At 65.5% G+C, this 15,573-nt stretch carries 13 protein-coding genes; 7 read left to right on the top strand and 6 right to left on the bottom strand.

All coding sequences use genetic code 11. The features are described 5' to 3' along the window. Nucleotides 1–111 precede the first annotated feature (111 nt). From gltX to ACED67_RS00770, 3 genes are all read left to right on the top strand, one after another. Nucleotides 112–1,521: a glutamate--tRNA ligase gene (gene gltX / locus ACED67_RS00780; protein WP_395539540.1), complete on the top strand. Its 1,410-nt coding sequence runs from the start codon at nucleotides 112–114 to the stop codon at nucleotides 1,519–1,521. 107 nt (nucleotides 1,522–1,628) lie between these two features. Then, nucleotides 1,629–2,918 (top strand): citrate synthase, encoded by a 1,290-nt coding sequence (locus ACED67_RS00775; protein ID WP_395539539.1) that lies wholly within the window; start codon nucleotides 1,629–1,631, stop codon nucleotides 2,916–2,918. 112 nt (nucleotides 2,919–3,030) lie between these two features. Further along, nucleotides 3,031–3,765, top strand: coding sequence for a heparan-alpha-glucosaminide N-acetyltransferase (locus tag ACED67_RS00770; protein WP_395539538.1), 735 nt, complete (start codon nucleotides 3,031–3,033; stop codon nucleotides 3,763–3,765). Here ACED67_RS00770 and aguB read toward each other — a convergent pair. The 4 genes from aguB to ACED67_RS00750 form a co-directional block, all read right to left on the bottom strand. After that, entirely contained in the window at nucleotides 3,753–4,628 is an 876-nt protein-coding gene (aguB, locus tag ACED67_RS00765) for an N-carbamoylputrescine amidase (protein WP_395539537.1), read from the bottom strand. The two genes, ACED67_RS00770 and aguB, sit on opposite strands and share 13 nt — an antisense overlap. 99 nt (nucleotides 4,629–4,727) lie before the next feature. Next, on the bottom strand, nucleotides 4,728–5,810 hold the full coding sequence (locus ACED67_RS00760; protein WP_395539536.1) for a T6SS phospholipase effector Tle1-like catalytic domain-containing protein: 1,083 nt from the start codon (nucleotides 5,808–5,810) through the stop codon (nucleotides 4,728–4,730). After that, nucleotides 5,800–8,076 carry a xanthine dehydrogenase family protein molybdopterin-binding subunit gene (locus ACED67_RS00755; protein ID WP_395539535.1) on the bottom strand — a complete coding sequence of 759 codons (2,277 nt, stop codon included), beginning with the start codon at nucleotides 8,074–8,076 and terminating at the stop codon, nucleotides 5,800–5,802. The genes ACED67_RS00760 and ACED67_RS00755 overlap by 11 nt, the downstream gene beginning before the upstream one ends. A 104-nt stretch (nucleotides 8,077–8,180) precedes the next feature. Next, on the bottom strand, nucleotides 8,181–9,326 hold the full coding sequence (locus ACED67_RS00750; protein WP_395539534.1) for a type III PLP-dependent enzyme: 1,146 nt from the start codon (nucleotides 9,324–9,326) through the stop codon (nucleotides 8,181–8,183). 222 nt (nucleotides 9,327–9,548) lie between these two features. On the opposite strand from ACED67_RS00750, the gene ACED67_RS00745 reads away from it, so the two are divergent. Both ACED67_RS00745 and ACED67_RS00740 read left to right on the top strand, forming a co-directional pair. Then, nucleotides 9,549–9,980 carry an Lrp/AsnC family transcriptional regulator gene (locus ACED67_RS00745; protein WP_395539533.1) on the top strand — a complete coding sequence of 144 codons (432 nt, stop codon included), beginning with the start codon at nucleotides 9,549–9,551 and terminating at the stop codon, nucleotides 9,978–9,980. Between the two features lie 165 nt (nucleotides 9,981–10,145). Then, nucleotides 10,146–10,502, top strand: coding sequence for a DUF1428 domain-containing protein (locus ACED67_RS00740; protein WP_395539532.1), 357 nt, complete (start codon nucleotides 10,146–10,148; stop codon nucleotides 10,500–10,502). Nucleotides 10,503–10,506: 4 nt separating this feature from the next. Here the strand turns inward: ACED67_RS00740 and ACED67_RS00735 are convergent, their stop codons facing one another. Both ACED67_RS00735 and ACED67_RS00730 read right to left on the bottom strand, forming a co-directional pair. Continuing rightward, nucleotides 10,507–11,079 carry a TetR/AcrR family transcriptional regulator gene (locus ACED67_RS00735; protein WP_395539531.1) on the bottom strand — a complete coding sequence of 191 codons (573 nt, stop codon included), beginning with the start codon at nucleotides 11,077–11,079 and terminating at the stop codon, nucleotides 10,507–10,509. Nucleotides 11,080–11,194: 115 nt separating this feature from the next. Further along, nucleotides 11,195–11,710 carry a DUF3592 domain-containing protein gene (locus ACED67_RS00730; RefSeq protein WP_395539529.1) on the bottom strand — a complete coding sequence of 172 codons (516 nt, stop codon included), beginning with the start codon at nucleotides 11,708–11,710 and terminating at the stop codon, nucleotides 11,195–11,197. 115 nt (nucleotides 11,711–11,825) lie between these two features. On the opposite strand from ACED67_RS00730, the gene ACED67_RS00725 reads away from it, so the two are divergent. Together ACED67_RS00725 and ACED67_RS00720 are read left to right on the top strand one after the other, a co-directional pair. Then, nucleotides 11,826–14,963: a valine--tRNA ligase gene (locus ACED67_RS00725; protein ID WP_395539528.1), complete on the top strand. Its 3,138-nt coding sequence runs from the start codon at nucleotides 11,826–11,828 to the stop codon at nucleotides 14,961–14,963. Between the two features lie 156 nt (nucleotides 14,964–15,119). Continuing rightward, nucleotides 15,120–15,449: a DnaJ family domain-containing protein gene (locus ACED67_RS00720; RefSeq protein WP_395539527.1), complete on the top strand. Its 330-nt coding sequence runs from the start codon at nucleotides 15,120–15,122 to the stop codon at nucleotides 15,447–15,449. The last annotated feature ends 124 nt before the right edge of the window (nucleotides 15,450–15,573 follow it).

Below are 15,573 nucleotides of genomic sequence, written 5' to 3'. Positions count from 1 at the left end.
TGCCCCGCGCTTGAACACCGCGCCCCACCATTGCGCCTTGATGCCGTCCGGCCCGCGCCGTTTCGCGCCCCAGCCTGCCGCGTCATGGTTTCCGAAAGGTTAACTTCGTCCATGGCCGCCGAGATCGTCACCCGCTTCGCCCCCTCTCCGACGGGCTATCTTCATATCGGCGGCGCACGAACCGCGCTATTCAACTGGCTCTTCGCCCGCGGCCGCGGCGGGAAATTCCTGCTGCGCATCGAAGATACCGACCGCGAACGTTCCACCCCCGAGGCGACTGCCGCGATCCTGAAAGGTCTCACCTGGCTTGGCCTTGACTGGGATGGCGATGTCGTCAGCCAGTTCGAACGCAAGGACCGCCATGCCGAGGTCGCGCATGAGATGCTGACCCGCGGCACCGCCTATCGCTGCTTCTCGACCGCCGCCGAGATCGAGGCCTTCCGCGAAGCGGAAAAGGCGCGCGGCGTCAGCTATCCGGTCTTCCTGTCGCCCTGGCGCGACGCCGCCCCAGAAACTTATCCCACCGGCGCGCCCTATGTGATCCGCATGAAGGCGCCCCGCAGTGGCGAGACGGTGATCCGCGATCAGGTGCAGGGCGACGTGACCATCCGCAACGAGACCCTGGACGACATGATCGTGCTGCGCTCGGACGGCACGCCGACCTATATGCTGGCCGTCGTGGTTGACGACCATGACATGGGCGTGACTCATGTGATCCGCGGCGACGACCACCTGAACAACGCCGCCCGCCAGCAGATGGTCTATGACGCGATGGGCTGGGCCGTGCCGGTCTGGGCCCATATCCCGCTGATCCACGGCCCAGATGGCAAAAAACTGTCCAAGCGCCATGGCGCGACCGGACTCGAGGAATATCAGGCCATGGGCTACCCGGCAGCGGGGATGCGCAATTATCTGACCCGTCTGGGCTGGGCCAGTGGCGACATGGAGATATTCTCGACCGAAGAGGCGAAGGCTGCCTTCACGCTGGAAGGCATCGGGCGGGCACCGGCGCGGCTGGATTTCAAGAAGTTGGAAAACACTTGTGGCCATCATATCGCGATGATGGGCAATGCTGCACTGCTGCAAGAACTGGAAGCTTTCTTGGCAGAGACCGGCCAACCGGCGCTGACCGCCCCGCAGCGCGATCGCATGTCCATCGCGATGGACGCGCTCAAGGAACGCGCGAAGACTTTCCCGGAACTTATTGAAAAAGCGAGATTTTCGCTGATCGACCGGCCCGTCTCGCGCGATGAGAAAGCCGAAGCTTCGCTCGATACGGTATCCCGTGGTATACTGAAGTCCTTGACGCCGCGCCTGCAAAATGCTCACTGGACGAAAGAGTCGCTAGAACCCATTCTGACCGGAATCGCGGCTGAGAACGGCATTGGATTCGGCAAGCTTGCAGCGCCGCTGCGTGCCGCCCTTGCCGGTCGCAGCGTGACACCTTCGGTCTATGACATGATGCTTGCCATCGGTCGGGACGAAACGATTGCACGGCTGACGGACGCCGCCGCCCACTAGCGCGCGTCCCCGCAGCCTTGCGCCTGCTCCTGGACGGGGGCACGAGATTTGGCCACCGGCCGGACGCCGCGCTGCCGCGCGACCGGCCCAGAACGGGGAATGTGCCTATGTCAAACCGCAAAGCCACCTTGACGCTTGACGGGAAAAACTTCGATCTGCCAGTCATGTCGCCGACCGCAGGGCCGGATGTTCTCGACATCCGCAAGCTCTACGGCGAGGCCGATGTCTTCACCTACGATCCGGGCTTCACTTCGACCGCTTCCTGCGAGTCGACGATCACCTATATCGACGGCGATGTGGGCGAACTGCTCTACCGCGGCTATCCCATCGAACAATTGGCCGAGAAGTCGAGCTATCTGGAATGCTGCTATCTGCTGCTTTACGGCGAGCTGCCGACGCAGGACCAACTGGCCGATTTCTCGGACCGCGTGACCAAGCACACGATGGTGCATGAACAGATGCACTATTTCTTCCGCGGGTTCCGCCGCGATGCCCATCCGATGGCGACGATGGTGGGCGTGGTTGGGGCCATGGCGGCCTTCTATCACGACTCGACCGACATCACCGATCCCTGGCAGCGCGAAGTGGCTGCGATCCGCATGATCGCCAAACTTCCGACCATCGCGGCCATGGCCTACAAATATTCAATCGGCCAGCCCTTCGTCTATCCGAAGAACAGCCTCTCCTATGCCGGCAATTTCCTGAACATGTGCTTCGCCGTCCCGGCCGAGGATTATGTGGTCTCGCCCGTGCTGGAAAAGGCGATGGACCGCATCATGATGCTGCATGCGGATCATGAGCAGAACGCCTCGACCTCGACCGTGCGTCTGGCGGGCTCGTCGGGGGCAAACCCCTTTGCCTGCATCGCCGCCGGCATTGCCTGCCTCTGGGGCCCGGCCCATGGCGGCGCCAACCAGGCCTGCCTGGAAATGCTGCGCGAAATCGGCACGGTCGACCGCATCCCGGAATACATCGAGAAGGCCAAGGACAAGAATTCGGGCTTCCGCCTGATGGGCTTCGGCCATCGCGTCTACAAGAATTTCGACCCGCGCGCCAAGGTGATGAAGGAATCCGCCGACGAGGTGCTGGAGCTGCTGGGGGCCCACAACAACCCGCTGCTCCAGGTCGCCAAGGAGCTGGAGCGGATCGCGCTCTCGGATGAATATTTCATCTCGAAGAAGCTGTATCCGAATGTCGATTTCTACTCGGGCATCATCCTCGAGGCGATGGGCTTCCCCACCTCGATGTTCACGCCGATCTTCGCGATCTCGCGCACCGTGGGCTGGATCTCGCAATGGAAGGAAATGATCGCCGATCCGGCGCTCAAGATCGGCCGTCCGCGCCAGCTCTATGTCGGGCCGGTCAAGCGCGACTATGTCGATCTGCGCCACCGCTGAGGACCTTGCATCGCGATCTCTTGAAGGGCGGCCCTAGGGTCGCCCTTTTCATTTGACTTGCCCTGGCCTGACCGATGGCGCAATCAGGGGCCGAACGGGGCAGGAGCAGGCCATGTCCGAAGGCAAGGGGCGCATCCTCGCGCTGGATCTGGCGCGGACGCTGGCGCTTCTGGGCATGGTGACGTTCCATTTCACCTATGACCTTGATCTGTTCGGCTGGGTGCCGCCCTATACCTCGGTCACGGGCTGGTTCTGGTATCACGCGCGGCTCACCGCCGGCTCTTTCGTCTTCCTCGCCGGGGTGTCGCTTTGGCTTGCCCATGGCGCGGGCATCCGATGGCCCGCCTTCTGGCACCGCTTGGGCAAGATCGTCGCGGCGGCTTGCCTGGTGACCGGCGCCAGCGCGCTGGCCATGCCCGGCACACCGATCTTCTACGGCATCCTGCATTCCATTGCGGTGTCAAGCCTGCTGGGACTGGCTTTCCTGCGCCTGCCTGCGCTGGTCACGCTGGCGGTGGCGGCGGCGATCTTCACCCTGCCCTATGTCTTCAGCCACCCCGCCTTTGGTGGCTGGCTGGTCTGGACCGGGCTCGCCGATTACCGCCCCCTGACCCCCGATTTCGAACCCTTCTTCCCCTGGGCCGCGCCCTTCCTGGCCGGGATCGCGACGGGCCGGGTCCTCCAGCATCTGGGTCTGTGGGACAGGTTGCGCCACTGGCCCGCCGAGACGCCGCTGCTGCGCCGCCTCGCCTGGCCCGGAAAACACACGCTGGCGATCTACCTGATCCACCAGCCGGTGCTGATCGGTCTTGTCTTTGCCGCGACCTGGCTGAGCTACCGGCTCTGACCGTCCAGCGAAGCGATACGCCCGTAAAGCTCTACCCGCCGGTCGCGGAACAGGCCCCAGCTGGCCCGTAGCGCGGCGATGGCGTCAAGATCGACCATCGCCACCAGCACCTCCTCCTCCACGCGCCCCGCCTTTGCCAGCACCGCCCCGGTCTGGTCGGCGATGAAGCTTGAGCCATAGAAGGTCACCTCCGTGCCACCCGGCGCCTCTTCACGCCCGATCCGGTTCGAGGCGATCACCGGCATGATGTTCGCCGCCGCATGGCCGCGCATCACCATCTCCCAATGGCTGGCACTGTCATAGCCGGGGCTGGGCGGCTCCGAGCCGATGGCGGTGGGATAAAGCAGCGCCTCGGCCCCCATCAACGCCATGGACCGCGCCGCTTCGGGGAACCACTGATCCCAGCAGATCGCCACGCCGATGCGGCCGAAGGCGGTGTCCCAGACCTTGAAGCCGGTATCGCCGGGCGAGAAATAGTATTTCTCCTCATAGCCCGGCCCCTGCGGAATATGGCTCTTGCGGTAAATCCCCAGATTGCGCCCATCGGCGTCGATCATGGCGAGGCTGTTGAAATGCGCCTGCCCGGCGCGTTCGAAGAAGGAACAGGGCAACACCACGCCCAGCTCTTTCGCCAGCGCCTGAAAGCGCGCGATCAGCGGATGGCCCTCGGCAGGGCGAGCCAGGGCGAAATACTCGGCCCGTTCCTCGATGCAGAAATAGGGGGCCTCGAACAACTCCTGCACCAGGATGACCTGCGCGCCCCTGGCGGCGGCGGCGCGGATAACCCGTTCGACGGCATCGGCATTGGCGGGAAGATCCCAGGAACAGGCGAACTGGGTGGCGGCGAAGGTGACGGGGCGCATGCGGGACCGGCTCTCTGGTTGACCTCTCGCGGGGCTGCCTGCCCCCCGGCGGCGCCAAGAATATTTGAGCCTGGATGAAGGGGGAAGAGCGGTCTCGGCCTATTCTGCCGGGCGGCCTGCGGCAAGGGTGGCAGGCCAGCGGCGGCGGCCGCGCTGCGGCACGCTTTCATGCAGGCGTTCCGAGCGGTCATGGCCGATCCGGCGGCGGCGGCGATAAAGGAACCACTTGCCCCAGCTCATCCAGGTGCCGACCATCGGCGCCATCGGATCGCAGGGAAAGCGCCCGCGCCAGCCCGTCGGCAGCGCAAGGCCACAGCTTTCGGCCCGGTCGAGCATCCAGGTCAGCGGGATATTCGCCAGGGGCCGCGCCGGATCGAAGCTGCCGATCTGCCCGCCGATATCGCCATGCGCGCCCCGGAACCAGACCTGCTCGACATTGCCCTCCCATCCCGGCGGGCAATCCCACAGGACCGGCGAAAAGACGACCCGCGTCTCGTCCAGCGCCAGGGCATGAAAGCCGTGGCGGATCGAGGCGCCAAGCTGATGAGAGTGAAAGTCATTGCGCTTGTCGGCGAACATCCACAGAAGCGGCAGCCTTATGCCCAGAGCCTTCACCGTATCCCAGACCCCCACCATCTCGACCGGCGCCTCGGCATGGCAGTTTTCCCGCGCGAAGGCCCGCGCGGCATCGCTGCCCGGATTCTGGCGATAGTGACGATAGGCCAGGCGTACATTGCGTTCCAGCGCCGCAGTATGGTGCAGAAGACCCACGCGGTCGATCACCCCGGCAAGGCTGCGCACCGCGAAAGCCCCGCGCGAATAGCCGAACAGGAAGATGCGGTCGCCCTCACGATAGTGGCTGGCCAGATGGCCATAGGCCCGCATGATCAGCCTGTTGATCCCGCGCCCCTGAACGATATCCATGCCGCGCCGCCAGCCCTGCCATTGCAGGCCCGGCTGGTAGTACAGCGTCCGATGCACCTTCGGCCCACCTTCGGCCAGAAGCCTGTAGGTCAGACCGGCATTGGATTCCTGCCCCGGCTCAAGCGAGGACATCGTGCCATCCAGGATGATCACATGATCGACCCGCCCCCGCACCCGCCCCGGCTCCGGCGCAGCCGCAGGTTCGGTCTCAACGACCGGGCGGCGGCGGAACCAGCTGCGGAGACGGTCAAGCAGCACCCTTTGCCTCTTCGATCATCTGCCACAGCCGCAAGGGTGTGAAGGGCATGTCCACGCGGGCGACGCCCAAAGGCGCCAGCGCATCGCGCACCGCGTTCGAAATCGCAGCCAAAGCGCCCACCGTCCCCGCCTCGCCGCAGCCCTTCATGCCCAGCGGGTTGGTTGCGGTGATCGTCGGCAGGGTCGAGAAATCCATGCCCGGCACCTGATCGGCCCGCGGCATCCCGTAATCCATGAAACTGCCGGTCAGGACCTGCCCGGTCTCGTCATAGCGGAAATCCTCGGTCACCGCCTGACCGAAACCCTGGGCAAGCCCCCCTTGCACCTGCCCCTGCACCAGATTTGGCGCGATCAGCGTGCCAAAATCATCGACGACGGTGTAGCGGTCCAGCGTCAAAGCCCCGGTCTCGGGGTCGATCTCCACCTCGCAGAGATGGACGCCATTTGGGAAGGACCGTCCCTCCAGCGTGATCGTGGCGCTTTGATCGCAAAGGTCGGCCCGGCCCCTGTCGCGCGCCAAAGCCGCCGCCTCGGCAAAGCCCGCCTTGCGGTTGGTGCCCGGCGCGGCAAATTCGCCTTCGGCATAGTCGACGCGGTCCGCCCCCCATTCCCCCGCCAGAAAGGCGCGGAACCCCTCGACCATCTGCACGATCGTCTTGCGCGCCGCCGTGCCCTGCACGGTGACCGAGCGCGATCCGCCGGTGCCGCCACCCTTGGGGATGGCGTCGCTGTCGCCCTCGACCACGCGCACCAGATCGACCGGCAGGCCCGTCGCGGCGGCAACCATGCGGGCATAGACCGATTCATGGCCCTGCCCGTTCGACTGCGTGCCGACATAGATCGTCGCCCCGCCATCTGCATCCAAGGTGACGCGCGCGGTTTCCTCGGGCGAGCCGAGAATGGCCTCGATATACTGGCAGGTGCCCAGGCCACGGATCAGGCCGCGGGCTTCGCTGGCCGCCCTGCGCGCGGCAAGACCCGGCAGATCGGCGCGGGCCCGCGCGGCATCCAGAACGCCGGTGAAATCGCCCACGTCGATCACTTCGCCCACCAGCGTCTTGGCCGGGAAGGTCTTCACATGGTTCAGGGCCCGCAGCGTGAAGGGATCGGTGCCCAATTGCCGCGCCGCCTCATCGACCAGGCGCTCGATCGTCATGATCGCTTCGGGGCGCCCGGCACCGCGATAGGCATCGACCGGCGCGGTGTTGGTATAGACCCCGACCGCGTGCAGATGCGCCTTGGGAATGTCATAGACCCCGCACAGCACCTTGGCGAACAGCTCCGACTGAATCTCCTGCCCGAATTGGGAATTATAGGCGCCCAGATTGGAGACGAGGTTAACACGGTAGCCCGTCATGCGGTGGCCCGCGTCAAAGCCCATCTCCACCCGCGCCACCAGGTCGCGCCCGCCATTGTCGGTCAGCATCGCCTCGGTCCGGGTCGAGACCCAGGCCACCGGCCGGCCCAGCATCCGCGCCGCCTGCGCGATCACCACATATTCCGGGTAGCACATCGACTTCATGCCGAAGCCGCCGCCCACATCCGGGGTCGTCACCCGCACATCGGCCTTCTTCAGCCCCAGCATCCGGGCAAGTTCCGCTTTCTGGAACCACACCCCCTGCCCCGAGACGCAAAGATGCAGGCGTTTGCCATCCCATTCCGCCCAGGCCGCCCGCGGCTCCATCGAGGCGGCGGTGACCCGGTTGTGCAGCACCTCCATCGCCACGACGCTGTGGCTGGCCGCCAGCGCCGCCGCCGTGCCCGCAGGATCACCGAGATCATAGGTGAAGGCCAGATTGTCCGCCGCCCCCGGATGGAGCGGCGCCAGCCCCGGCTCCAAAGCCAGAACGGGGTCCAACTCGTCGATCTCGACGATGATCGCTTCTGCCGCATCCATCGCCTGCGCCGCGCTCTCCGCCATCACGCAGGCCAGCGCCTCGCCGACATGGCGCACATGGCCCTCGGCCAGCACCGGGCGCGCCGGCGTGGCGCCGCCCTTCACCACCATGGCCCACATGTCCAGCGTCACGCCCGCCGCGCGCAGGTCCTTGGCCGTCAGCACCGCTGCCACGCCGGGCATGGCGCGCGCTTCGCCTGCCTCCAGCGCCGTGATCGCGCCATGGGCCCGGTCCGAGCGCAGGAACTGCGCCACCAAAGCGCCTTCAGGCACGATGTCGCTGACATAGCGCCCCTTGCCGGTCAGAAACCGCAGATCCTCGCGCCGGGTCAGGTTTTGCGCCTGCCCGAACTTCATGTCGGCCGTCATCGGCGATCCTCGCGTCAAGTCCCGCAAAATGGTTACGCCCCCGGCCGGGTTTGTCCAGCCGGGGGCGCAAGCGCGTCAGCGCCGGTCACGGGTTTGCGAAACGATCAGACCTTGAGGCTGAGAACCGTGGCCATTTGCAGATCGCCAAAGCCGTTGAAGCGGCTGTTGGTGACAACCGAATAGCTGCCCATGCCATGCCAGATCACATAATCGCCCTCGGCGATGTCCGACGGCAGTGGCAGCTCGCCCGGCAGCCGGTCGACCGAGTCGCAGGTCGGGCCAAAGACGATGCGGTTTTCCGGCTTGCCAGTGCGCGGCGTGCCATCGGGTGCAACAACCTGGAAGCGGTCGATCACGCCGATCAGCGGCAGTTCGGTCAGCGTGCCATAGACCCCATCGTTCAGGAACACATGCTCGCCATCGCGCACCGATTTGACGCGCGCCGCCAGGGTGAAGGCATCGCCGCACATCGCCCGGCCCGGTTCGCAGACCAGCAGCGGGCGGTTGTCGCCGAAAGCCTCGGTCGCGACGCGGTCGATCAGGCGGAACGTGTCCTCCAGCGCCGGCACCACCGCATGCAGGCGGTGGTTCGGGAAACCGCCGCCCACATTCAGCCGGGCGATGGTCACGCCCGCCTCGGCCGCGATCTCGGCCGCGGCGCGGATATAGGCTTCCCAGGCATGCGGGTCGGTGCATTGCGTGCCGGGATGGAAGGTCAGCGAGGGGATAAAGCCCGCCTCGGCCACCACTTTCAGCAGGTCATCCGCCAGATCCGCCGTCGCGCCGAACTTGGCGCCGAAATTATAGGCCGCGCCCGCCACCGGCAGCTTGAAGCGCACCGAGATTTCCGTGCCCTCGGCCGGCACCAGTTCGATCAGCTTGTCCAGTTCCGAGCGCGAATCGACCGAGTAGCTCTTCACCCCCCGCGCCACCGCATGCTCGATCTCGTAGCGCGCGCGCACCGGGTTGTTGTAGTGGATCGCCGCATCGGGGGCGAGACGGCGGATCAGGTCGATCTCGAAGGGCGAGGCGCAGTCATAGCCGCGCACGCCCGCCGCGGCGAGGTTTTCCACCATCTCTTCGCCCGGGTTCGACTTGACCGCATAGGTCACCATGCCCGGGAAGCCGTCAATGAAGCGGCGCGCCGCGGCCTGCACCGCCGAAGGCGCGAAGAACAGCACCGGGTTTTCCGGTTGCTGCATCCGCAGAAATTCGGCCGGATTGGTCCAGATCGTCTTTGAGAGTCCCATCAGCTTTGTCCTTTCAGCCAATGAAGACGCTTCGCCCTTCCCTGGCAGTGGGCCGGGCACCAGCGTGGTTTCAAGTAAACCAGGCCAGGTGCGTATGAGCCGCCCTTTTCCTGCAGATAGGATGCGCGATATGTGTGACATCTTCACCGATTAAAACTATATAAATGCCGCGAAACATCGTCATAATGACGAAAAACATGATCAAACTGCAAGGTAGCCGCCATGGATGAACTCGACCGCTCGATCGTGGGCCTGCTTTCGGCGGATGCCCGCATGTCGGTGGCCACCCTGTCGCGACGGCTCAAGGTGGCGCGCTCGACGATTCAGGCCCGACTCGAACGGCTCGAGACCAATGGCGTGATCGCGGGCTATACGCTGAAGCTGGGCGAAGGGGCGCGCGAAGGGCGGCTGCGCGCAAGCGTTCTCTTGTCGATCGAACCCCGCGCCCAGGCCGCGATCCTGACCCGACTGAAAGCCATCGCCGAGATCGAGCGCTGCTTCACCACCTCGGGCCGCTTCGATCTTCTGTTGCAGATCGCCTGCCCGAACACCCAGGTGCTGGACCAGGTGCTGGACCAGATCGGCGCGATGACCGGGGTTAAATCCTCCGAAAGCCTGATCCACCTCTCGACCAAGATCGACCGCGCGGTCTAACCTCTTCTCCCGCGCGATCGGCTTGTCGTCGCCCCTGCCCGGGCATGGAAGATCGACGGGCCAGGCGCGCGCGCGCCCAAAGGATCGGCGGATTCCCCCGCCGCCTTTTGCGCGAATCTGCAACTGGCCCCACCCTGGACCTACCCCAGATACAGGAGCGCCCCCATGGCTTATGTCGACGGCTTCCTCATCCCCGTCCAGAATGTCCGCAAGGACGAATACACCGCCCATGAGGCCAAGTGGTGGCCCTTCTTCCGCGACAAGGGCGCGACCGGGCTTGTCGTCTGTTGGGGCGACGAAGTGTCCCCCGGCGAGCACACCGATTTCCTGCGCGCGGTCGATCTGCAACCGGACGAGACGGTGGTCTTCGCCTGGATGACCTGGCCCGACAAGGCGACCCGCGACAAGGCCTTCGCCGATATGATGTCGGACGAGGCCGAAATGGGCGAAATGCCTTTCGACGGCAAGCGCATGGTCTATGGCGGCTTCGTGCCGGTGCTGACGCGAGGAACCGCGCTCTGACAGCTCAGGGCATGGCGCGGCGCAGGATCGTTCCCAGCGCCGCGTCGCGTTCGCCCTCGGGCAGATCTGCAATCTGCGCCAACCGGCCCGACATCATCAGTTCTGCCAGACCATGCGCGGTGGCCCAGAAGGCCGCGATATCGCCCTCGCGCCCGCCCATCGCCATAACGCCATTGGCAAGATGCATATAGGCGGCGCTTCCGGCGTCGACCAATTCGTCCGAGGACTCGTCGATCCGCCGCGAGGTGAAGATCAGCCGGAACAGCGCCGGGCGCGCACAGGCGAAATCGACATAGCCCAGGCCCGAGGCCATCAGCTTCTCGGCCGCGCCATCGCCCGCCTGCGCCTCGCGCGCGGTCTGGGCGGCGACAAAGGCGCGAAACCCTTCCGCCGCCAATGCTGTCAGCAGCCCGGCCGTGTCGCCGAAATGGTGTTTGGGCGCGGCATGGCTGACACCTGCACGCCGGGCGACCGAGCGCAACGAGAACCCCTCGACCCCGGCCTCGGTCAATTCCGCTTCGGCCGCCGTCAACAGCGCCGCGCGCAGATTGCCATGGTGATAGGGTTTGTCCGCCATGTTCCATGCCTCCTGGCCCCGCGGGCCCAGCCTTGACCACCCATCTTTGCGCCGTCAAGTTTTTTCGCGCACACCGGACATATCCGGTGGCTCCAGGCCGGGAGGCGCCGCCTTTTCAGGCTGCGGCAGGCCTGCCGCGCAGCAGGAACGCCCCCACCGCCGCGGCGCAGCCCGCGCCCGCAAGCCCGATGGCAAGCCAGCGGAACACCCCGGCATCCGACGCTTTGTCGCCACGCGCGAATTCGAACAGCGTCGGCTCTTCCGGCAGGTAGTAAAGCGTCACCTTCTGCCCGACCTGCACCGCGTCATAGCGCGTCTGCCCGACCAGCTCATCCGCGGTCACCGCCTCGCCGGAAGGCGGCGTGAAGCTGACGGTCAGATAGTGGTTCGTGCTGCGCCGCCGGTCGCCGTCGCGGTCGTTCTCCTCCCGCTCGACGATGCGTTTGTCCGTGATCACCGCCTCGATTTCCTGCCCGCCCTCGGCCAGCCGCTGCGCGCTGGCGCCCAGCGATTGCGAGGCCAGCCAGAAGATCACTGCCATTAAAGCGAAGAACCCCGCGACCAGCCCCAGCACCAGCGCAGGCGCCACCTTGATCGAAAGCCCCGATCCCCGCGTGAAACCTCGCCGCATGTCCTGCCCTCCTGTCCACCCGCATCCTGCCCGATCCGTGCCGGAAATCCAGCCTCCCCCTTGGCCTTGGGGCCTGGATTCGCTATGCCCGCGCGGACTGCAAAGGATGACGCCCATGCCGATGGAAAAGACCTTCAACGCCGCCGAGGCCGAAGCCCGCATCTCGAAGACCTGGCTCGAGGCCAAGGCCTTCGCCGCCGGCGCCCATGCCAAGCCCGGCCACCCCGCCTTTTCCATCATGATCCCGCCGCCCAACGTGACCGGCAGCCTGCATATGGGCCATGCCTTCAACAACACGCTGCAAGACATCCTGATCCGCTGGCACCGGATGATGGGCGACGACACGCTCTGGCAACCCGGCACCGACCATGCCGGCATCGCGACCCAGATGGTGACCGAACGCGAGATGGCCCTGTCGCAGGAACCCGCGCGCCGCGAGATGGGGCGCGAGAAATTCCTCGCCCGCGTCTGGCAGCAGAAGGTCAAGTCGCGCGGCACGATCATCGGCCAGTTGCAGCGCCTGGGCGCCTCTGCCGACTGGTCGCGCGAGGCCTTCACCATGTCCGGCGCCCCCGGCGCGCCCGCGGGCGAAGAGGGCAATTTCCACGATGCCGTCATCAAGGTCTTCGTGGACATGTACAACAAGGGCCTGATCTATCGCGGCAAGCGGCTGGTCAACTGGGACCCCCATTTCGAAACCGCCATCTCGGATCTCGAGGTCGAGAACACCGAGGTTCCCGGCCATATGTGGCATTTCAAATACCCGCTCGCGGGCGGCCAGACCTACGAATATGTCGAGCGGGACGCCGAGGGCAATGTCACCCTGCGCGAGACGCGCGATTACATCTCCATCGCCACCACCCGCCCCGAAACCATGCTGGGCGACGGCGCGGTCGCGGTTCACCCGTCGGATGAACGCTACGCGCCAATCGTCGGGAAACTTTGCGAAATCCCGGTCGGCCCGCGCGAGCACCGCCGCTTGATCCCGATCATCACCGACGAATATCCCGATCCCAATTTCGGCTCGGGCGCGGTCAAGATCACCGGCGCGCATGACTTCAACGACTATGCCGTCGCCAAGCGCGCAGGCATCCCCTGTTACCGGCTGATGGACACCCGCGCCCAGATGCGCGCCGACGGCGCCCCCTATGCCGAGGCCGCCGCCGTAGCCCAGGCCGCCTCGCGCGCCTGGCTGATCGCCAAGGGCTACGCGCTCCCCGGCATCGCCGAACAGCCCGTCTCGCTGACGGAATCCGAGGTCGACGCCCTGAACCTCGTGCCCGAAGACCTGCGTGGGCTGGACCGATACGAGGCGCGCAAACGTGTGGTCGAACAGATCACCGCCGAGGGGCTGGCCGTCACCACGCTGAAAAAGACCATCGACAAGGAAACCGGCTCGGAACACCTGGAACTGGTGCCTTACGTCGAGTCGAAGCCGATCATGCAGCCCTTCGGCGACCGCTCGAAAGTGGTCATCGAGCCGATGCTGACCGACCAATGGTTCGTTGACACTGCCAAGATCGTCGAACCGGCGCTGGAGGCCGTTCGCACCGGCAAGACCAAGATCATCCCGGCAAGCGGCGAGAAGACCTATTACCACTGGCTGGAGAATATCGAGCCCTGGTGCATCAGCCGCCAGCTGTGGTGGGGGCACCAGATCCCGGTCTGGTATGGGCCGAATTACGATGCCGAGACCATCGAGGGTTTTGCCGCGGACGTGAAGATGCAACGAGGCCAAGTTGATTGGTTTTGTGATCGTATTGCGAATGGGAAGGCCTTCGTCGGCGCAAGTCGGGAGGATGCAGAGGCAGCAGCACGTCTCTATTACGGCGCAAATACAGAGTTTCGTTATGCAGAACTCGAAGAAGAAACCGATGGCGGCGTCGCGAAGTCACTTAAACTGAAACTCGACGCATCGGGTGACACGCCGCACGTTCTGGTCGAACTTCGCCGCGACCCCGACGTCCTCGACACCTGGTTCTCCTCCGGCCTCTGGCCCATCGGTACGCTGGGCTGGCCCGACCAGACCGAGGCGCTGCAGAAATACTTCCCGACCTCGGTCCTCGTCACCGGGCAGGACATCCTGTTCTTCTGGGTCGCCCGGATGATGATGATGCAGCTGGCCGTGGTGGGTGACATCCCCTTCCACACCGTCTACCTGCATGGCCTTGTCCGCGACGCCAAGGGCAAGAAGATGTCGAAGTCGCTCGGCAACGTCATCGACCCCTTGGAGATCATCGACGAATACGGCGCCGATGCGCTGCGTTTCGCCAATGCCGCCATGGCGACGCTGGGCGGCGTCTTGAAACTCGACACAGCTCGCATCGCCGGCTACCGCAATTTCGGCACCAAGCTGTGGAACGCCTGCCGCTTTGCCGAGATGAACGGCGTGTGGGACGGCCACGCCACCCAATCCGCCCCGCCGCAGCCCAAGGCCACGGCGAACCGCTGGATCATCGGCGAAACCGCCCGCGCCCTGGCCGAGGTCAACGCGGCGATGCAGGATTTCCGCTTCGACCAGGCGGCGGATGCGCTGTACAAATTCGTCTGGGGCAAGGTCTGCGACTGGTATGTCGAATTCGCCAAGCCCCTGTTCGATGGCGAAGACGCCGCCGAAACCCGGGCGACCATGGCCTGGGTCCTCGACCAGTCGATGATCCTGCTGCACCCGTTCATGCCCTTCATCACCGAAGAGCTGTGGGGCACGACCGGCGCCCGCGCCTCGCTCCTCGTCCATGCCGACTGGCCCACCTACGGCCTCGACCTGATCGATCCGGCGGCGCAATCCGAAATGGGCTTCGTCACCGCGCTGATCGACGAGATCCGCTCGGCCCGCGCCCAGGTTCATGTTCCGGTCGGCCTCAAGATCGACCTGATCGCCATCGACCTTCCCGAAGCCGCCCGCGCGGCTTGGGAGAGGAACGAGGCGCTGATCCGCCGCCTCGCCCGCATCGACAGTTTCAGCGAAGGCGCCGCCCCGAAAGGCGCCATCGCGCTGACGGTCGAGGGCGCAAGCTTTGCCATTCCCCTTCAGGGCCTGATCGACGTGGCCGAGGAAAAGGCCCGCCTGCAAAAGGCGCGCGACAAGCTCGCCAAGGAAATCGGCGGGCTGAAGGGGCGTCTCAACAACCCCAACTTCGCCAAATCCGCGCCGGAAGATGTGGTGATGGAGGCCCAGTCCAACCTTGAAGCCCGCGAGGACGAGGCGGCCAAGATCGAAGCCGCCCTCAAGCGCCTCGCCGACCTCGCCTGAGGCGGCGACCTGATCCGCAGGGCAGGACGCGCGGCCAGACGCGCCCTGCCCGCTTCATCTGGACGAAAATATGCCGGGGCGCGCGCAGCGGGGGGAAGCGCCCCCCTTGCCCTTCCGCGGACCGAGGCGCATCTTCTGTCCGAAAGGGGCAAGCAGATGTCCTGGCTCTCCCGCCTCGCCGAACGCCAGATTCAGAAAGCCCGCCTCAAGGGTCAGCTCCAGGGCCTTGAAGGCGAAGGCAAACCCCTGCCCGACCGCCCCGGCGATGCTTTCGTCTCTGCGGGCGATGCGGTCGGCTTCCGTATCATGGCGCAGGCGGGCGTCCTGCCCGAAGAGATCACCCTCAAGAAACAGGCCGCCGCGCAGCGCGCCCATCTTGCCACCCTGACCGACGCGGCCGCGCGGAAAGAGGCCATGGCCAGGCTCGCCCAGATCGAGATGCGGCAGGCTATCGCCGAAGAATCCCGCCGCAAGTTTCTCGGATAGTCCACCATGCCCCGGCTCTGCCGCGCCCTGCTGATCGCCCTCTGCCTTGGCCTGCCGCTTGCCTCCTGCGCGGGCCTGTCGCCCTGGGGCGGCTATCGCCAGGGTTTCTGAGGCGGGAATTTCT

Origin of the sequence: Neotabrizicola paludis (genome assembly GCF_044142105.1) — a bacterium.
Taxonomy (GTDB): domain Bacteria; phylum Pseudomonadota; class Alphaproteobacteria; order Rhodobacterales; family Rhodobacteraceae; genus Pseudogemmobacter.
The sequence above is the reverse complement of the archived record's forward strand: the minus strand, read 5'-3'. Positions and strand labels throughout refer to the sequence as shown.